The sequence below is a fragment of the Sediminicola sp. 1XM1-17 genome, from assembly GCF_037203765.1.
GTDB lineage: Bacteria > Bacteroidota > Bacteroidia > Flavobacteriales > Flavobacteriaceae > Sediminicola.
In genome coordinates this window covers 16771-34044 of record NZ_JBBCAS010000005.1, presented here as the reverse complement: position 1 = coordinate 34044, position 17274 = coordinate 16771, and the positions used below count along the sequence as shown (strand labels likewise).

The following is a 17274-nucleotide window of genomic DNA, read 5'->3' as shown; positions in this document are numbered from 1 at the left end:
AATGAACAAAGGAACAGTAAAATTCTTCAATGATACCAAAGGATTTGGATTTATCGCAGAAGAAGGTTCTGGTAAAGAACATTTTGTACACATTTCTGGATTAGTAGACGAAATTCGTGAAGGCGATGAAGTTGAATTTGATCTTCAGGAAGGTAGAAAAGGATTGAACGCAGTAAATGTAAAAGTTATTTAATATATACTTTTTATTACAGTAAACTAAAGCCTATCAGTAATGATGGGCTTTTTTTATGGCCCTTTACGAGATAATGGATCATCCCTTTCTGGTCCTTTTTCTCAATTTGAAAAGTCGGTCTTCATAATACTCCTTTAATTCTTCCAAGAAGGTCATTGGGTTTTTATAAGTTTCAAGAACTTTATAGGTGTGCCTGTTCTTGGCTTCTTCAAGCCGCTTTTCCATTTTCTCGATTTCCATTTCCAAATACCTGTTCTTGGGAAGGCCTATTTCCTGGGAAAGTGCGCTTTTGCCCAGCGGCATTTCATGACCGTGGAAAATATGGGCATGGTAGGCCCTGAGGGTTTCCAGATCCCCGGACTTATAAATATCGATGACTTTTGTGGTAATGGTGGTAGCCAGGTCCAACTTATCCTCATCCATGGAAAATTTATCGGGATGCACATGGAACATGGCTTCCCTGTAGAGTCGCTTTTTTTCCTGTTGTTCTGTTGGATCAATGGGAGGGGGGTCTTGCGTTGGTACCTTTTGAAGTCCAGCTACTTCCCTATAATTCTTGCCGCGTTTTTTCTGGGTAATCCTCTTTTCTTTTTTTGCGGACTTTTGCTGCTTGTACAATACGGTCAATTCCTGCACTTCTATTATGGAACTCTCCAGATGGGACCGAAGCATACTTTCAAAACTGACCGTCTTTTGCTGTACAACCTCAAGCTCAAGAGCAAGGGAGTCGAGCTTGACTTGTAATGCCTCTTGTTCCTGGCTGTTGTTTAAATTGGAAGGATAGCTGTTGCTCATACGGTCTGTAAAGTAAGGACAAAGTTCGGGAACATTTTTTAATGTATAAATCCTCAAGTGGTCCAAGAAGGATATTTTCTTTTTTTGGGGTGTACCATGGTCATAATAAGGGTGTTTTTTAAGGATAAAAAATTATTCCAACGGTCCGTTTTTGCATGATAGGTATTCCCATTAAATCCTTATTTTTGGATCAAACTGATACCAGTATGAAATACATATACATAGCCTTTATATCACTTTTGCTTTTTTGTACCGCATGTAAAAATAAGCAGGAGAAGGTGGAAGTGGTGCAGGTTATACCCATTGATAGCCTCTTTCGAGAATATTATCAGTTCAAATTGCGGATGAATCCCTTGGAAGCCACAAAATCTGGGGTTGTAGGTTATAACGATGTATTGGCCGACTATATCTCCAAATCCTATCAGGAAGACCTTGAAGAACATTACGATTATTTTTTGAATATCGCCAAAGAATACGATAGGGCCCTGTTGTCACCTTCCCAGGCCCTGAGTCTGGAGGTATTGGTCTGGGATGCAGAAATAAAAAGGGATGGACTTACCAATAAATTGGTGACGATACCTTCTCCCATGTTCGACCTGCCTACCTTTGAACTGATGCCCATCAATCAGATTTTTTCATTTCATCTGGAAATAGGTTTACTGGGCAGTGGGGAGGGGGCGCAACCTTTCAAAACGGTAGAGGATTATGATGACTGGATGCAAAGGGTGGATGATTATCTGGAATGGTTGGATACGGCCAAACTGAATATGCAGCGGGGCATTGATAAGGATGTGGTATTGCCCAGGGTGATCATACAAAGGATATTGGAGCAGTTGGAGGGTTTTGCCACCGCAGAGGCAGAGGACAATCTATTTTATGGTCCCTTAAGACTCATGCCGGAGAATTTCTCGGAAGAGGACAAAGTACGTTTGAAAGAGGCCTATCGAAAAATGGTCTTGGATGATATTAATCCGGCATACGAGAAATTAAAACTCTTTTTATTGGAGGAATACCTTCCTGCCGGCACTGAAACCGCAGGAATTGGTGAGCTAAAAGGAGGTAAGCAGGCCTATAAACATTTGATCAAATACCATACCACCACCACTATGACGCCAGAGGAGATCCATGAACTGGGATTGGAGGAAGTGGCTAGGATCAGAGGGGAAATGGAAATGATCAAAGATTCCTTGGGCTTTGAAGGTGATTTGAACAGTTTCTTTGAATTTGTTCGAAATAACAAAGATCAGATGCCCTTTAAAGAACCGGAAGAGGTCATTGAAAACTTTAAGGCCATCCAAAAGAAAATGCAGCCCTATTTGTCCAAACTGTTCGATCTTAAACCAAAGGGCAAATTTGAAGTTCGCAGAACAGAATCTTTTAGGGAAGCCTCGGCCAGTGCGGAGTATTTTGCAGGTAGTAATGACGGGACCAGACCCGGGACTTTTTATGTGCCGATCCCAGATGTTGCCACTTATAATAAATTTATGGATGAAGCCCTGTTCTTGCACGAGGCCATCCCAGGACATCACTATCAATTGTCCCTGCAACAGGAAAATACGAAATTGCCATCATTTTTACATGGGGAAGGAATGGGTGTTTTTGTGGAAGGCTGGGCCCTTTATTGCGAATCCCTAGGCAAAGAATTGGGTCTGTATACAGATCCATATCAGTATTTTGGAATGCTGAGCATGGAAATCCACAGGGCCATCAGATTGGTGGTAGATACGGGGATACATGCCAAGGGTTGGACAAGGGAAGAGGCCATTCAATACTCTTTGGAAAACGAAGCCGAATCCGAAGCCGATATTACCTCGGAAATTGAGCGTTATATGGTTGCCCCAGGACAGGCGTTGTCCTATAAAATTGGCCAGTTAAAGATCAGGGAGCTCCGCACGAGGGCGGAAACAGCCTTGGGCGACTCTTTTTCGATCAAGGAATTCCACAACCAAATTTTGGGCTCAGGGAGCTTGCCATTGGTATTGTTGGAGGCCGAAATTGAAAAGTGGATCGAGAGCGAGAAATACAATCGCTAGGAACTACCTCTTTATCAAAACGTGTTTCATTCTACTATAATTGACCAACAGTGGTTGAATAGATATCCATAAGTTTAGTGTGTCACGGTATAATTCAATAATCAGAATAATCCGTGGGGTACAGAAAATCAATATCGATGTGGGAAACATTGTTCTGATATTCTGGCATGGCAGATAGTGACTTCCACTTGGGAGAATCTATGAATGTCTTCCAATGGGCATCCCTACTCTCTTGATTGGAAAAGGTAGTCATATACATAAGATTTGGCATTTGACATCCAGAAAGTACCTCACCATAGAATACGGCATTAAAACCAAGTTCCTCAAAGAGGATCACTTCACCTCCTTCGTTGAACATTTTTACCTTGTTCCGATAGCGTTCCTCTGTGGGCGATTCATAACTGCGGAGTTCATAAATCCTTTCCGCTCTGGGGCCATCCAATGGCGTGGGTTTTAATACAGGCATGTCCTTGAAAGCTTTTAAAAGGGTAGAGGAAACTCTGAGGTAGGGGGCTTGGTCATGGGAAGCCTGTAAATATTCCTTACCTCCAAGGAGGTAGTTTTTATCCAAGATCAATGTACTTTCCAAGCTTTCAAATTGATCAAAGTCTTTAAAAGGGATCAATACCAGTAGTTGGTTCAGGGTGTCATTTTCCATGGATCTTTTCTTAAAGACACCAATGCGGTCAATGTTTAGATTTTTTAATGCCGGTATATAGGCCTTGCTTAAATAGTCATGCGTGATTTTTTCCTGGGCCTCATTGATAAAAGTATAGGTCTTTAATTGGATAAGTTCCCGCTGTTCTTCTTGGCCCCGAAGCTGAATGACAAAAAGGAATAGAATGATGTTTGCCCATAATGTCTGTCTTAAGGTAATGGATTTCATAAAATCTCGTTTTCAGTTGAATTAAATGTAGTGCAGTTGGTCTTATTTTCCTAAAGTACCGACTGTAAACTTAATAAGGAACAATCTTAACACCGGGCAAATTTTGTTGGCGACACTTTATGGTCAATAAAATCAATAGGAATTCCATTCAATCTAAAAGACCAGGGGTGTTAGATTTTATTCAAACCTTTTATTTCATAAATTAGAGCGGGTAGAAAATAAATACGGGACGTAGTACGGTTCTGGTCTTATCAATAGTATTGGAAGCAAATAACATCATATACATGGTATCTAAGCCGTTATTGACATTATTTTTAGTGGGGTATGCCTCCGTGTCCATGGGTCAGAACCTTATTGAAAATCCAAGCTTTGAGATGAATTCCGAATGCCCAAAACGAATGGGAAATTTTAATATTGACCTTCCACATTGGAGTACCCCTACCAGGGGTACCACCGATTATTTCAATTCCTGCAGTACCCTAATGGGGACCAATGATAATTTTAAGGGCAAACAGGAGCCTTTTCACGGCAAGGGCTATGCCGGATTGTATGTCATTGCTCCCGAAGATTATAGGGAATATATTCAGGCAGAGATATCGAGTACCTTGAAAAAGGGCAAAAAGTACCGTATTTCGTTTTATGTGAGTTTGGCCGAAAAATCTGATTATGCCATCCGTGAGCTTGGCGTTTTGTTTGCTGAAAAAAAGGTGGCCATGAACAGTAAAAATTATCTGTCCAAAACCCAGATCTATTCCATTTTGGATAATTCGTTCAATTTTCAAGAAGTGAGCAGTTCCAAATTTATGTCGAGTGAAAAAAAATGGGTGAAGCTCAGTACAGAGTTTACCGCTCTGGGCAGTGAGAATTTTATGATTCTGGGCAATTTCAACAATAATACGACAACCAGAAGAATAGAAACAAAAAAAGACCTTCAGATCGGTGCCTATTATTATATAGACATGGTCTCCTTGGTTGGCATCGATAAAGACGTGGTCGTGGAACAGGATTATGAGCTCAATAAGACCCATATTTTTAAAGATGTGCTCTTTGAGTTTGATAGGTCACACCTTCTTGAAACTGAAAAAAAAGGGATCGATGCCCTCTATGCCCATTTAATGGCCAATTCTTCTTTTAAGGTGATGATCAAGGGACATACGGACAAAATTGGATCTGCCTCCTACAACAAGAAACTATCGGCAAAAAGGGCCGAGGCAGTAGCCAATTACCTGCTCCAGTCTGGGCTTGAAAAAGAGCGAATCATATGGAAGGGTTTTGGAGCTTCTATACCTATTGGCGACAATGGTACGGAAGAAGGAAGGCAGCGCAACCGTCGCGTAGAATTCATTTTGAGCAAAGAAGTGCAATAAAAGGGGAATGTTCCAATATTGAAAATGCCCGGCCTATGATGGAACTGGCCGTTGGCTCTATTAAAAATATCCAATGCCAAAATACTTCTTATAAATCCTTATTTTTGGGAAAATCAATTTAAAATTCATGAAAAAGATTCTACTTCTCATGGCCATAAGTTTGGCCAGTTGTGCCCCAAACAAAGAAACCGTTGATCTCATCGTTGTCAACGCCAATGTGTATACCGTAAATGATGCCTTTGCAAAAGCCGATGCTTTTGCCGTTAAGGACGGTAAATTTGTAGCCGTTGGTGCTGCTGACGAGATCAATGAAAAATACACCTCCCTAAAAACTATAAATGCCGGAGGCAAGACCATAACCCCGGGTCTTATAGATGGGCATTGCCATTTCTATGGTTTGGGCCTCAACCAACAGATTGTTGATTTGGTAGGGACCAAAAGTTACCAGGAAGTATTGGACAGGGTACAGGCATTTCAAGCCAAAAACCCTGCGGATTTCATTCGTGGTAGGGGATGGGATCAAAACGACTGGGAAGTAAAGGAGTTTCCGACCAAAAAGGAATTGGACGCCCTTTTTCCAGATACTCCCGTTGCCCTGGAACGGGTAGATGGGCATGCCTATCTGGTAAACCAAAAGGCCTTGGATATGGCCGGGATTACTGCCAAGACCATGGTTAGTGGTGGAGAGATCGTAAAGGAGAACGGACAGATCACCGGTATTTTGGTAGATAACCCCATGGGGATGATCGATGCCGTGGTCCCGACCCCAAATAAGGCCACACAGATACAGGCCCTCAAAGATGCCGAACGCATCAGTTTAAGTTATGGCCTCACTACGGTCAATGATGCCGGACTGGACCGCAGTACCATTGAATTGATAGATAGCCTGCAGCAGGCAGGGGAATTGAACATCAGAGTGTACGCCATGGTGAGCAATACCCCGGCAAACCTTGACTATTATTTGGACAAGGGTATTGTAAAGACCGAGAAGCTCAATGTTAGATCGGTAAAAGTATATGGTGATGGTGCCCTGGGATCAAGAGGAGCTGCCATGAAGGAAGCCTATTCGGATAAGCCCGGTCATTTTGGAGCCATGGTAACATCCGTGGAGGATATACAGACCTTAGTGGATAGGATTGTCGCTTCGGACTATCAAATGAACACCCATGCCATTGGTGATTCGGCCAATATTGTGGTGTTGAAAACCTATGCCGAAGCTTTGAAAGGAAAAGGGGACAGAAGATGGAAGGTGGAGCACGCACAAGTGATCGCACCCAAAGATTTTGACTATTTTGAAACGGGAATCATTCCATCCGTTCAGCCTACCCACGCTACCAGTGATATGTATTGGGCAGCAGATAGATTGGGAGACGAAAGGGTGAAAGGGGCCTACGCCTTTAAAGAATTGTTAAACCGTGCCGGAAAGGTGGTGCTGGGGACAGATTTCCCGGTAGAGCAGGTAAGTCCGTTCTTGACCTTTTATGCTGCTGTCGCTAGAAAAGATACGGACAATTACCCAGAAGGGGGTTTTCAGATGAAAGATGCCCTGACCAGGGAGGAAACATTAAAGGGAATGACCATTTGGGCGGCCTATTCCAATTTTGAAGAGGAGGAAAAAGGAAGTATAGAAGTTGGAAAAATGGCAGATTTTGTCATTCTGGATTCCGATATCATGGAAGTCCCAGAGAACCAAATTCCCGCAATCCGTGCCGAACAAGTGTTCATTGACGGGAAAAAAGTCAATTAAAAAAATAGATCACCCGCTGAATACGGTTTCGTATTTGGCGGTGTTCTTTTTAATATCTTCAGAAAGGCTTTTTAGCCATATGAGCTGATTGGAGATCAAATGTGCCTCTTGCAACAATACCCGCATATCTTGACCAATATCAGTTTTCCCCGCATGTATCTGCTCATTGCGCTCCGTGACCAAAGCGTCATATGATTTTTTAAGCTCTTGTTTTGCAGTCTCCATATCCAGGTGCTCCAAAAATACTGGACTTTTGGATTTGTCCAATAATGCTTCAGTTTCCTCCAGATTATTTTGGATATTGGCAATAAAGGCATCAAAATAAGGACTGGGCGCCGTAGTCTTGTGGTTTTGTATAAAACTGCCCAAAGAAGCCAAGGCAGATAGAAAGGTGTTGTTCAAGGTTACCAGGTCGTATATGAGGCCCATTTCTTTTTGTTTTGATTTGGGGTCCTGTGTCATTCTTTGAAAAGCGGCGTTTAAATTGCTGACCGCCAAAAATGCTTCCTTTCGTGGTATTTTATATTCCAGACTTGTTATGTTTTTGGAATGATAAAGTTGTTTTATGGCCAATAGGTAGGCCTTGTTCTTTTTGATCATCGCCTGAATAAAACCATCGATATTCATAAATTCCCAGGTTGGCCAAAGGGTATAGTTCGCAATCACAGCCAATACTGCTCCTATGGCAGTATCCAAAATCCGATATTGGACAACTTGGAAACTATTGGGATTTATCAGGGCATAAACAAAAATGATGAACAGGGTGATAAAAGCGGCTGCAGAACGATAGCTCTGTACAATAAGTGAAAAAGCCAAGGTCAAGGAAATAACCGCCAATATTTGATATACCAAAGTGTTGTCGGTGATCAGGATGATGATCACGGCCACGGCAGCTCCGATCAGGGTGCCAATAATACGTTCTTTGGCGCGTTCCTTGGTCAGGCCAAAACTTGGGCGCATCAGGACTATCAGGGTAAGCACAATCCAATACGGATTACGTATTCCCAATAAGGTGCCCAACAGAAAACCTACCCCAACAGCTATGGTCAGTCTCAGGGCATGCCTGCAAATGGGGGAATCAATACTCAAATTTTGCAGTAGGATATTTAGGCTGTATTCTTGGGTGGTAATAAATTGCTTGGCATCCTTTTTTTTAAGGGTAATTTTATTCGCATCCTCCACATTGGCCATGACACGTCTTATAGAACGTACTTTTTCTATCTGTTGTTCCTGATAATCCAAGAGATTTCTCAGGATAATGGCTCCCTCGCGCCCTTCGGGCAATGGTACTTCCTGTAGATACTCCCTAATGGCAATTTGGGCCTGATCAACTGCGGCCAAAAGTTCATCCTTGTTCTGTACCTTTTTTTTCCGTACCAGAATCTCTGACAGGACCTGGAGGTGGTTCCCCATGGTTACATTCAGGTTCCTAAAGGGAAGCAGGTGGTGTTGATCTCCAAAAAGATCATCTATTTTATTGTAGTTCAAGGTATTTGCCAAGGCGAGCTCCAGAATGTCTACCAGGGTAATTAAGATAAGCAGCCTTTTTTCATCAAACCCTGAACGTCCAACTTTTTGCCTCTCACTGAGCAAGAGTTCCCTTAATACCTCGTGTTTTTCCGATAATTGGGTCTGTAAATTCAATATTTTACCCAATAATTTTCCCCGATTGGTCCTTTTGGTCAATAATTTCCCCCTTATTTTAAGATAACTACCGGTGAGATAAAGGGTCTCGGACAGCAATTGATCCTCATCCTTTTTAGGGGACAGCCATTGAAATGCCCAGGACATGACCAGGAACCAAAGTCCACCCACACCTATAAGGCATACATGCAGCCAGATGCCAAAATCGGAAATATCCCTGGCAAGTGCCAACGTCATGGCCAAAAGTCCTGAAAAGGCTATCAATGAACCTCTAAATCCATATGCGGCGATCAATGAAACAAAAAAGGAGACCATCAACAGTGCTGCGATAAGAACGATAAAATGAACTTTCGCATAATTCATCACCAAGGTGACCAACATGGTCAGGCCTATGCTTAAAAGGGTAGTAATGGTCTTTATTTTAAAAGTGCCAGGGGTATTGCTGGGAGCATTGAGAAAAACCCCCATGGCAATGGAAATACCAAACGCCAATTGACCTGCGATATTAAATCCGATCAGCGGGATCAATACGGCAACTGTCAAAAGAAGTCCTCTATAGAAGTTAGAACTTCTTAGAAACAGCCAGCTCCATTTTAGGTAGTCTTTTAGCATGGTGTAAAGTTAATTACTTATTGGGTGTGTATTCTTGATCTAAAGCAATATTTGTCATCCTATCGGGCGGTATCTTAACCCAATAAAAAAACCGAAGCATAAGCTCCGGTTTTTATTATTCAATGATGAAAATATTACATAGGAACGCTAAACGGAACTGCTACCCTTGTAGTTCCCCATCCCATTACCATAGTGGAACCTCCGTTTGATTCGTCGAACGCAATGGAAAAAGCTTCCAGTGTTTCTGAACCCTGACTTACCTTGCCCATAACTCTGGCAACATCGGCACCTTTGTCGTAAGAATAAGCACCCCATTGGTTCAATTTGCTGTTGATGATCACGGTCCATTCGTTGTCACCTGGGATGGTGAACAAAGAATACGTACCTGCAGGAATCATTTCATTTCCAAATTTAACGGTGGTGTAAAACGTAATTTCTGCTGCTTCATTGGCACCAGTTCTCCATACCTGTCCGGCAGGAGCCAATTCGGCAAGGGAGCGTCCCTTCAATTGTGGCCTGCCGTATACGACCTTCACATATTTATCTGCAATTTTGTAACTGGATGGGTAAGAGGCAATGTCAGCCGGACTTTTATCCAAGCCGCTGAATTCCTGTGCAGTAACAGAGGTGAAAGAAAATGTCAAAGCGATTACCGCTAGTGTGATTAATTTTTTCATGGTATTGAACTTGTTTAGATTATTATAAAATGGTGTATCCATAATTGTGGTTATAAAAGTCGGAAAAGTTTCTTCAACTTACAAAATGTTCTTATTTAAAGCCACTCATGCTGAGGTAGATTATGATATGGTTGTTTTTGATGTTTTTATGTTTTGAATTGTAATCTATATTGTGTTTTGTGTTTTTCAATTGAAACATTAAGTGCATCTTTGCTTTATAATTGATATAAATTCATTGTTATGTGTGGAATAGTTTGTGCGTTTGATGTTAAGGAGAGCACAGAAGTGTTAAGACCTCAATTATTGGAAATGTCCAAGAAAGTGAGGCACAGAGGTCCGGATTGGAGTGGGATATATTCAGATGAAAAGGCTATTTTGGCCCATGAGCGTCTGGCTATTGTGGATCCAGCTTCCGGGAAACAACCTTTGATTAGTGAAGACAAGAAATTGATACTTGCCGCGAATGGTGAAATATATAACCATAGAGAGCTCCGCAAGCAATTTAAGGATACCTATAATTTCCAGACCGAATCAGATTGTGAGGTCATTCTGGCCCTTTACAAGGAGAAAGGTGTTGAATTTTTGGACGAGATGAACGGAATATTTGGTTTTGCCATCTACGATGTTGAAAAGGATGAATATTTTGTGGCCCGGGACCATATGGGAATCATTCCCCTGTACATGGGCTGGGATCAGAACGGAACCTTTTATGTTGCTTCGGAACTAAAGGCTCTGGAAGGTACCTGTACCAAAATTGAATTGTTTCCTCCTGGGCATTACCTTCACAGTAAGGACGGTGAGTTGAAGCGCTGGTACACTAGGGACTGGATGGATTATGAGGCTGTAAAGGAGAACAAGACCAGTATTGATGAGATCAAGGTAGCCTTGGAGGCTGCGGTACACAGACAATTGATGTCGGATGTGCCTTACGGGGTATTGCTTTCAGGGGGGTTGGATTCATCAGTTACTTCAGCCATTGCAAAAAGATATTCGCAAAAGCGAATTGAGTCCGATGATACCACGGAAGCTTGGTGGCCTCAACTGCACTCTTTCTCGGTAGGTTTGGAAGGATCACCGGATTTGGCTGCGGCACAGAAAGTGGCAAAACATATTGGCACCATACATCACGAGATAAAATTTACCATTCAGGAAGGATTGGATGCCATAAAAGACGTGGTCTATAACCTGGAGACCTATGATATTACTACCATTAGGGCCTCTACGCCCATGTACCTCATGGCGAGGGTAATAAAATCCATGGGAATTAAAATGGTACTATCGGGAGAAGGGGCGGATGAGCTATTTGGAGGATACCTCTATTTCCACAAGGCGCCGAGTCCAAAAGATTTCCATGAAGAAACAGTACGCAAGTTGGATAAACTGCATATGTACGATTGTCTGAGGGCCAACAAATCATTGGCTGCTTGGGGAATAGAAGGCAGGGTACCGTTTTTGGATAAGGAATTCATGGATGTTGCCATGCGTATAAACCCTAAGGATAAGATGATCAACGGCGAGCGCATGGAAAAATGGGTGGTCCGTAAGGCTTTTGAAGACATGCTTCCAGAGAGTGTGGCTTGGAGACAAAAGGAGCAGTTTTCAGATGGGGTAGGTTATAGCTGGATCGATACCCTGAAGGAAGTAGTTGCCAAAGAGGTGACCGATGAGCAATTGGCAAATGCCAAGTTCAGGTTCCCGCTGCAGACACCAACGAGCAAGGAGGAATTCTATTACAGAACAATTTTTGAATCACATTTCCCTTCGGATGCTGCGGCATTATGTGTGCCATCGGTGCCTTCTGTAGCTTGTAGTACCCCTGTGGCCTTGGAATGGGACGAGGCATTTAAAAACATGAACGACCCATCGGGAAGGGCGGTTGCTAAAGTTCATGCCGATGCCTATCAGAAATAAATTTTTTAGTATCTTTAATTGGTAAGCTGTTTTTAGTCAGTTTTTTAATTATAATTAGTCCTTAAGAAGCACCTTTTATAGGTGCTTCTTTTGTTTTTGCATTTTTGATCTTTGCGAGCAAGTTGAAAACCCTTAATTCTGACGGTTTTAAGCTATTTTAAGCGCAATTCTCAACTTTTTGAGGATTGCCCACATTTTCCACAATTTTTGTTGATAACTTGAAGTGGTTTTTTGGTATTAAAACCATAATCTGTGGGGTATTGCTTATATTTGTAGGATTGCTAAAATTATAATGAAACAACCATTAATTTATGAGCGAAGAAGCAAATAAAGGAGAGCAAAAAAAGAGTAATTATTCAGCAGATAGTATTCAGGCTCTAGAGGGAATGGAGCATGTACGTATGCGTCCTTCCATGTATATTGGGGACGTAGGTATCAGGGGGCTTCACCATTTGGTATATGAGGTAGTGGATAACTCCATTGATGAGGCCATGGGTGGCCATTGTGATGCCATATCAGTCATCATAAACGAAGATAATTCTATAACCACAAAGGATAACGGTAGGGGTATACCTGTAGACCTTCATAAGAAAGAAGGAGTTTCTGCCCTGGAGGTCGTTATGACCAAAATTGGTGCCGGTGGTAAATTTGATAAAGACTCCTATAAGGTTTCTGGGGGACTTCACGGGGTTGGGGTTTCTGTTGTGAATGCCCTTTCCAATCATTTGAGGGCCACGGTCTATAGGGACGGTGTAATTTGGGAGCAGGAGTACGAAAGGGGAAAAGCCCTTTATCCAGTGAAAAGTATCGGTGAAACTACCGAGAGGGGTACTGTAGTGACCTTCTCTCCAGATGATACCATCTTCACCCAATCCGTGGAATACAGCTATGAGACTCTCGCCAATAGGATGCGAGAGCTTTCCTTTTTGAACAAAGGAGTGTCCATCACCTTGACGGACAAACGTCAGAAAGATGACAAAGGGGAATTTTTAAGTGAACGATTCTATTCCGAGGAAGGATTAAAGGAATTTATCAAGTTTTTGGATGGAAACCGCGAGCCCCTGATCAAGACGGTGATCTCCATGGAAGGGGAGAAGAACGATATTCCAGTGGAAGTAGCGATGGTGTACAACACCTCTTACACGGAAAACTTGCATTCCTATGTAAACAATATCAATACCCATGAAGGTGGTACCCACCTTTCTGGTTTTAGAAGGGGACTGACCACTACTTTGAAGAAGTACGCCGATGCCTCCGGGATGTTGGAGAAATTGAAATTCGAAGTGCAAGGGGACGACTTTAGAGAAGGTCTTACGGCCATTGTCTCCGTGAAGGTTGCCGAACCACAGTTCGAAGGTCAGACGAAGACAAAATTGGGTAACAGGGAAGTATCTGCCGCGGTAAGCCAGGCAGTATCCGAAATGTTGACAGACTATCTTGAGGAGAATCCTGAAGATGCCAAAACCATCGTACAGAAAGTTATCTTGGCCGCACAGGCAAGACACGCCGCTACCAAAGCACGTGAAATGGTGCAGCGTAAGACGGTCATGAGTATTGGTGGACTTCCCGGAAAACTATCCGACTGTTCCGAACAGGATCCTTCAAAATGTGAAGTGTTCCTAGTGGAGGGAGATTCGGCAGGTGGTACGGCCAAACAAGGTAGGGACCGTAATTTCCAGGCCATCCTACCGCTGAGGGGTAAAATCCTCAACGTGGAAAAAGCCATGCAGCACAGGGTTTTTGAAAACGAGGAGATCAAGAATATCTATACTGCCCTAGGGGTAACCATAGGAACCGAAGAGGACAGCAAGGCATTGAACTTGGATAAACTGAGATATCACAAGGTAGTCATCATGTGTGATGCCGATGTTGATGGTAGCCACATTGAAACATTGATTTTGACATTCTTCTTCCGCTATATGAGGGAGTTGATCGAAGGAGGACACGTTTACATTGCGACCCCACCTTTATATTTGGTGAAAAAGGGAACCAAAAAACGCTACGCTTGGTCCGATAAGGAACGTGATGAAATTGCAGAAAGTTTTAACGGTAGCGTGGGAATTCAACGTTATAAGGGTCTTGGAGAGATGAACGCGGAGCAATTATGGGATACTACCATGAATCCGGAGTTCAGGACACTTAGGCAGATCACCATTGACAATGCAACGGAAACCGATAGGGTATTCTCTATGTTGATGGGTGATGAGGTTCCTCCTAGAAGGGAATTCATTGAGAAGAATGCTGTTTACGCCAACATTGACGCATAACATTAAGCATTTATAAATTTAAAACTCGCACCCCAGGTGCGAGTTTTTTCGTTTAGGCCATTATTTTATCGAATAACACCCCTACGCGGACAATTATTTTCAACTTTTTGGGTTATATGAACAGGAAAAAAAACTTGAAATAGATGAAAAAAATACTTTTGCTATTATGTATGGCCACTGGGATGGTCTGTTCGGCCCAATCAAATGCCAGCGATATTTTTGCTGCCGGGGTAGACGATGCCGAACAATTTTTAAATAATTATCTGAATCCTGTTTCCGAGGGAGCGTTGTACAGTATTTCCAATGGGTGGTACAATACTGCAGATGCCAAGCCATTGTTGGGGTTTGAAATATCTGTCATCGGTAACATGACCTCTTTTAAAAATAAAGAGGACAAAAAAACATTTACCTTAAATACGGCAGATTATAACAATTTGCAATTCCAAGATGGCAGTTCCTCTAAATTGGTTTCCACCGCTTTGGGGGATATAGAGGGAGTAGGTGTCTTTGTGGAAGGGGAAGTGGCGCCGGGGATCACCGCAAGGGAAGATTTTATACTTCCATCCGGTTTGTCCGCTGAAGGTATAGATTTTGTGCCATCGGCTTATTTGCAAGTCAGTATGGGCCTTATCAAGGCGACCGAGATAAAAGTCAGGTTCTTACCTAAAATAGACACCGAAGAAGTGGCCGTTGGACTCTATGGAATAGGGGTTCAGCACGAATTGACCAAACATTTGCCTGCCGACAAGGTATTGCCTGTAGCGGTATCGGCCGTAGTGGGATATACCCACTTGAATGGTACCTATGACTTTACCAATACCAGTGTAGTAGATGGTGAAAACCAAAAAATTGATACCAATATGGACACTTGGGCATTTCAGGCCGTAGTCTCTACCAAATTGCCTATCATCAATTTTTATGGTGGTTTGGGTTATATCACCGGAAAGTCCAGTACAGATATTTTGGGTACCTATAGGGTGCAATCCGGACCTTTCCAATCTGAGACCTATACCGATCCCTTTTCATTCCAATCTGAAGTAAGTGGTGTAACAGGTAACATTGGAGCCAAGTTAAAGCTTGGATTCTTTAGGCTCAATGTGGATTATACCGTTGCCGAGTTCAACAACCTTGCGGTTGGTGTTAATTTCGGGTTTAGGTAGAAAGCTGATATAGTAAAATAAAAAAGGGCGCTGAGATATCTCAGCGCCCTTTTTGGTTTTAAGTTTCCCATCACCGACCTGGGTGTCCAGTGGAAAAAGGTAAAACGATTGATCTTACACATTCGAAGAAAGGAAATTCCTCTCTAGGGTGCATCCGTATTGCTTAATCGGATATGAAGGAAGCTAGTTTGTAATAAGGTCCAGCTTCTAAGGAATCAGGCTTTTCATGATAACTATGGGAGGTCATTGCTTGCATTGTATTCCATGGAAAATAGAAAGGTTGCCCAAGTATTAGGTGCTACCCATGTTGGATTTAGGGTAAAAAAAAAGTGCTGCAGAACGTTAACTGCAGCACTTTTAATTAGATGGGACATTTCTTATTCCTTGACCGCTAGGACTTCTCCTTCGATCTCCAATAAAATAATGCCTTCCTCTGATTCCTCCATGGTCACAATGTCATCTTGGAAATCGGTTCCTGGATAGGAGATAATGTAAACTTCATCGGTTTTTTTCCATTTGAAATCTGTTTGGACCTTGATCTCATGGCCTTCGTAGCCGTGATATCTGCCTAAATAGGCATCATTGAAGATCCATTCTTGTCGGCCCGAGGGGCCTTTGGTACTTGTTTTCGCGGATATGGCTTCATCGGTCCAGATCCCAATTACGGGATCGTTGTTCTCTGCTATTTGGGAGCAGGCGAAAATGGTCAACAAAACTGCCATAGCCATGAAAAAGGTAATTTTTTTCATAATTAGGTTTTGTAGGATTCGGGTATTAGGTTAACGCCTATTTGGATGGGACTATTATAAAAATTCGATGAACGACCTCCTAAAGACCCAATACTCGTTGAACCGCAAATTTTTTTAACATTTTTAGTAAATTCTGAGAGATAGGGTTTTTTGGTGTAAATATTCTAAAATATATAAGGTTATCCCTGAGCTATTATTTTTAAAATCAGTATTTTTGGACCTCTAAGAATCACACTAAAAAATCGATATAATGAAAGTAACCGTAGTTGGGGCAGGTGCTGTGGGCGCAAGTTGCGCAGAGTACATTGCTATTAAGAATTTTGCATCAGAAGTAGTAGTATTGGACATTAAGGAGGGATTTGCCGAAGGTAAGGCCATGGACCTCATGCAGACCGCTTCCTTAAATGGTTTTGATACCAAAATTGTTGGTGTAACAGATGATTATTCAAAAACAGCAGGGAGTGATATAGCCGTGATCACCTCGGGGATTCCTAGAAAACCAGGGATGACCAGGGAAGAATTGATCGGTATCAATGCCGGTATCGTAAAAACGGTTTCTTCCAACTTAATCAAACATTCGCCCAACGTCATATTGATCGTAGTTAGTAATCCAATGGACACCATGACCTATTTGGTCCATAAAAGTACAGGATTGCCTAAAAATAGAATTATTGGAATGGGTGGGGCTTTGGATAGTGCAAGGTTCAAATACCGTTTGGCCGAAGCTCTAGAGGCGCCTATCTCTGATGTAGATGGTATGGTGATCGGTGGACATAGTGATACCGGAATGGTGCCATTGACCAGACACGCTACCAGAAATAGTGTAAAGGTTTCTGAATTCCTTTCAGAAGAGAGATTGTCCCAAGTAGCCGAAGATACAAAGGTAGGTGGGGCCACTTTGACCAAATTGTTGGGTACAAGTGCTTGGTATGCTCCTGGCGCAGCAGTATCTTCCTTAGTTCAGGCCATTGCATGTGATCAAAAGAAAATGTTCCCTTGTTCAGTTTTGCTTGATGGGGAATACGGACTAAAAGATATATGTATAGGAGTACCTGTTATCTTGGGAAAAAATGGAATTGAGAAAATCGTTGATATCGATCTGGATGATGCCGAAAAGGCCAAAATGCAAGAAAGTGCAGTTGGGGTAAGAGCTACCAACGGACTCTTGGAGGTTTAATGGATCACCGTTAATTTGTTAAAATAAGGGCGTTCACCGTAGGTGGATGCCCTTAT

The 17274-nt window shown here is 42.4% G+C and carries 13 protein-coding genes; 8 read left to right on the top strand and 5 right to left on the bottom strand.

Annotated elements, in window-relative coordinates; genetic code table 11:
* Position 1: 1 nt before the first annotated feature.
* A complete protein-coding gene (locus WAA86_RS08640; RefSeq protein ID WP_337300602.1) occupies positions 2 to 193 on the top strand; it encodes a cold-shock protein in 192 nt (63 codons plus the stop codon).
* A gap of 78 nt (positions 194 to 271) precedes the next feature.
* Here the strand turns inward: WAA86_RS08640 and WAA86_RS08635 are convergent, their stop codons facing one another.
* Positions 272 to 988 carry a hypothetical protein gene (locus tag WAA86_RS08635; RefSeq protein ID WP_337300601.1) on the bottom strand — a complete coding sequence of 239 codons (717 nt, stop codon included), beginning with the start codon at positions 986 to 988 and terminating at the stop codon, positions 272 to 274.
* Between the two features lie 206 nt (positions 989 to 1194).
* On the opposite strand from WAA86_RS08635, the gene WAA86_RS08630 reads away from it, so the two are divergent.
* Positions 1195 to 3021: a DUF885 domain-containing protein gene (locus WAA86_RS08630; protein WP_337300600.1), complete on the top strand. Its 1827-nt coding sequence runs from the start codon at positions 1195 to 1197 to the stop codon at positions 3019 to 3021.
* Positions 3022 to 3115: 94 nt separating this feature from the next.
* Here the strand turns inward: WAA86_RS08630 and WAA86_RS08625 are convergent, their stop codons facing one another.
* The gene (locus tag WAA86_RS08625; RefSeq protein WP_337300599.1) at positions 3116 to 3907 is read right to left on the bottom strand and encodes an NIPSNAP family protein; all 792 of its coding nucleotides are present in this window, start codon (positions 3905 to 3907) and stop codon (positions 3116 to 3118) included.
* Positions 3908 to 4191: 284 nt separating this feature from the next.
* Between WAA86_RS08625 and WAA86_RS08620 the strand changes: the two genes are divergently transcribed.
* Entirely contained in the window at positions 4192 to 5274 is a 1083-nt protein-coding gene (locus WAA86_RS08620) for an OmpA family protein (protein ID WP_337300598.1), read from the top strand.
* A gap of 127 nt (positions 5275 to 5401) precedes the next feature.
* Complete coding sequence (locus tag WAA86_RS08615; protein WP_337300597.1) at positions 5402 to 7021, top strand: amidohydrolase; 1620 nt, start codon at positions 5402 to 5404, stop codon at positions 7019 to 7021.
* 9 nt (positions 7022 to 7030) lie between these two features.
* On the opposite strand, the gene WAA86_RS08610 is transcribed toward WAA86_RS08615, so the two are convergent.
* Positions 7031 to 9277 carry an FUSC family protein gene (locus WAA86_RS08610; protein WP_337300596.1) on the bottom strand — a complete coding sequence of 749 codons (2247 nt, stop codon included), beginning with the start codon at positions 9275 to 9277 and terminating at the stop codon, positions 7031 to 7033.
* A gap of 134 nt (positions 9278 to 9411) precedes the next feature.
* Complete coding sequence (locus WAA86_RS08605; RefSeq protein WP_337300595.1) at positions 9412 to 9954, bottom strand: DUF2911 domain-containing protein; 543 nt, start codon at positions 9952 to 9954, stop codon at positions 9412 to 9414.
* Positions 9955 to 10194: 240 nt separating this feature from the next.
* Here WAA86_RS08605 and asnB point away from each other — a divergent pair, with 240 nt between their 5' ends.
* From asnB to WAA86_RS08590, 3 genes are all read left to right on the top strand, one after another.
* On the top strand, positions 10195 to 11865 hold the full coding sequence (gene asnB, locus WAA86_RS08600; protein WP_337300594.1) for an asparagine synthase B: 1671 nt from the start codon (positions 10195 to 10197) through the stop codon (positions 11863 to 11865).
* 311 nt (positions 11866 to 12176) lie between these two features.
* Positions 12177 to 14132, top strand: coding sequence for a DNA topoisomerase (ATP-hydrolyzing) subunit B (gene gyrB / locus WAA86_RS08595; protein ID WP_337300593.1), 1956 nt, complete (start codon positions 12177 to 12179; stop codon positions 14130 to 14132).
* A gap of 143 nt (positions 14133 to 14275) precedes the next feature.
* A complete protein-coding gene (locus WAA86_RS08590) occupies positions 14276 to 15292 on the top strand; it encodes a DUF6588 family protein (RefSeq protein WP_337300592.1) in 1017 nt (338 codons plus the stop codon).
* Between the two features lie 377 nt (positions 15293 to 15669).
* On the opposite strand, the gene WAA86_RS08585 is transcribed toward WAA86_RS08590, so the two are convergent.
* Positions 15670 to 16041: a hypothetical protein gene (locus WAA86_RS08585; protein WP_337300591.1), complete on the bottom strand. Its 372-nt coding sequence runs from the start codon at positions 16039 to 16041 to the stop codon at positions 15670 to 15672.
* A gap of 250 nt (positions 16042 to 16291) precedes the next feature.
* On the opposite strand from WAA86_RS08585, the gene mdh reads away from it, so the two are divergent.
* On the top strand, positions 16292 to 17218 hold the full coding sequence (gene mdh, locus WAA86_RS08580; RefSeq protein ID WP_337300590.1) for a malate dehydrogenase: 927 nt from the start codon (positions 16292 to 16294) through the stop codon (positions 17216 to 17218).
* Positions 17219 to 17274 lie beyond the last annotated feature (56 nt).

Coding starts and splice junctions, on each gene's coding strand:
- WAA86_RS08590 (WP_337300592.1), top strand. CDS start 14,276: ATGAAAAAAATACTTTTGCTATTATGTATGGCCACTGGGATGGTCTGT.
- WAA86_RS08630 (WP_337300600.1), top strand. CDS start 1,195: ATGAAATACATATACATAGCCTTTATATCACTTTTGCTTTTTTGTACC.
- WAA86_RS08615 (WP_337300597.1), top strand. CDS start 5,402: ATGAAAAAGATTCTACTTCTCATGGCCATAAGTTTGGCCAGTTGTGCC.
- WAA86_RS08640 (WP_337300602.1), top strand. CDS start 2: ATGAACAAAGGAACAGTAAAATTCTTCAATGATACCAAAGGATTTGGA.
- WAA86_RS08635 (WP_337300601.1), bottom strand. CDS start 988: ATGAGCAACAGCTATCCTTCCAATTTAAACAACAGCCAGGAACAAGAG.
- WAA86_RS08610 (WP_337300596.1), bottom strand. CDS start 9,277: ATGCTAAAAGACTACCTAAAATGGAGCTGGCTGTTTCTAAGAAGTTCT.
- gyrB (WP_337300593.1), top strand. CDS start 12,177: ATGAGCGAAGAAGCAAATAAAGGAGAGCAAAAAAAGAGTAATTATTCA.
- WAA86_RS08620 (WP_337300598.1), top strand. CDS start 4,192: ATGGTATCTAAGCCGTTATTGACATTATTTTTAGTGGGGTATGCCTCC.
- mdh (WP_337300590.1), top strand. CDS start 16,292: ATGAAAGTAACCGTAGTTGGGGCAGGTGCTGTGGGCGCAAGTTGCGCA.
- WAA86_RS08605 (WP_337300595.1), bottom strand. CDS start 9,954: ATGAAAAAATTAATCACACTAGCGGTAATCGCTTTGACATTTTCTTTC.
- WAA86_RS08625 (WP_337300599.1), bottom strand. CDS start 3,907: ATGAAATCCATTACCTTAAGACAGACATTATGGGCAAACATCATTCTA.
- asnB (WP_337300594.1), top strand. CDS start 10,195: ATGTGTGGAATAGTTTGTGCGTTTGATGTTAAGGAGAGCACAGAAGTG.
- WAA86_RS08585 (WP_337300591.1), bottom strand. CDS start 16,041: ATGAAAAAAATTACCTTTTTCATGGCTATGGCAGTTTTGTTGACCATT.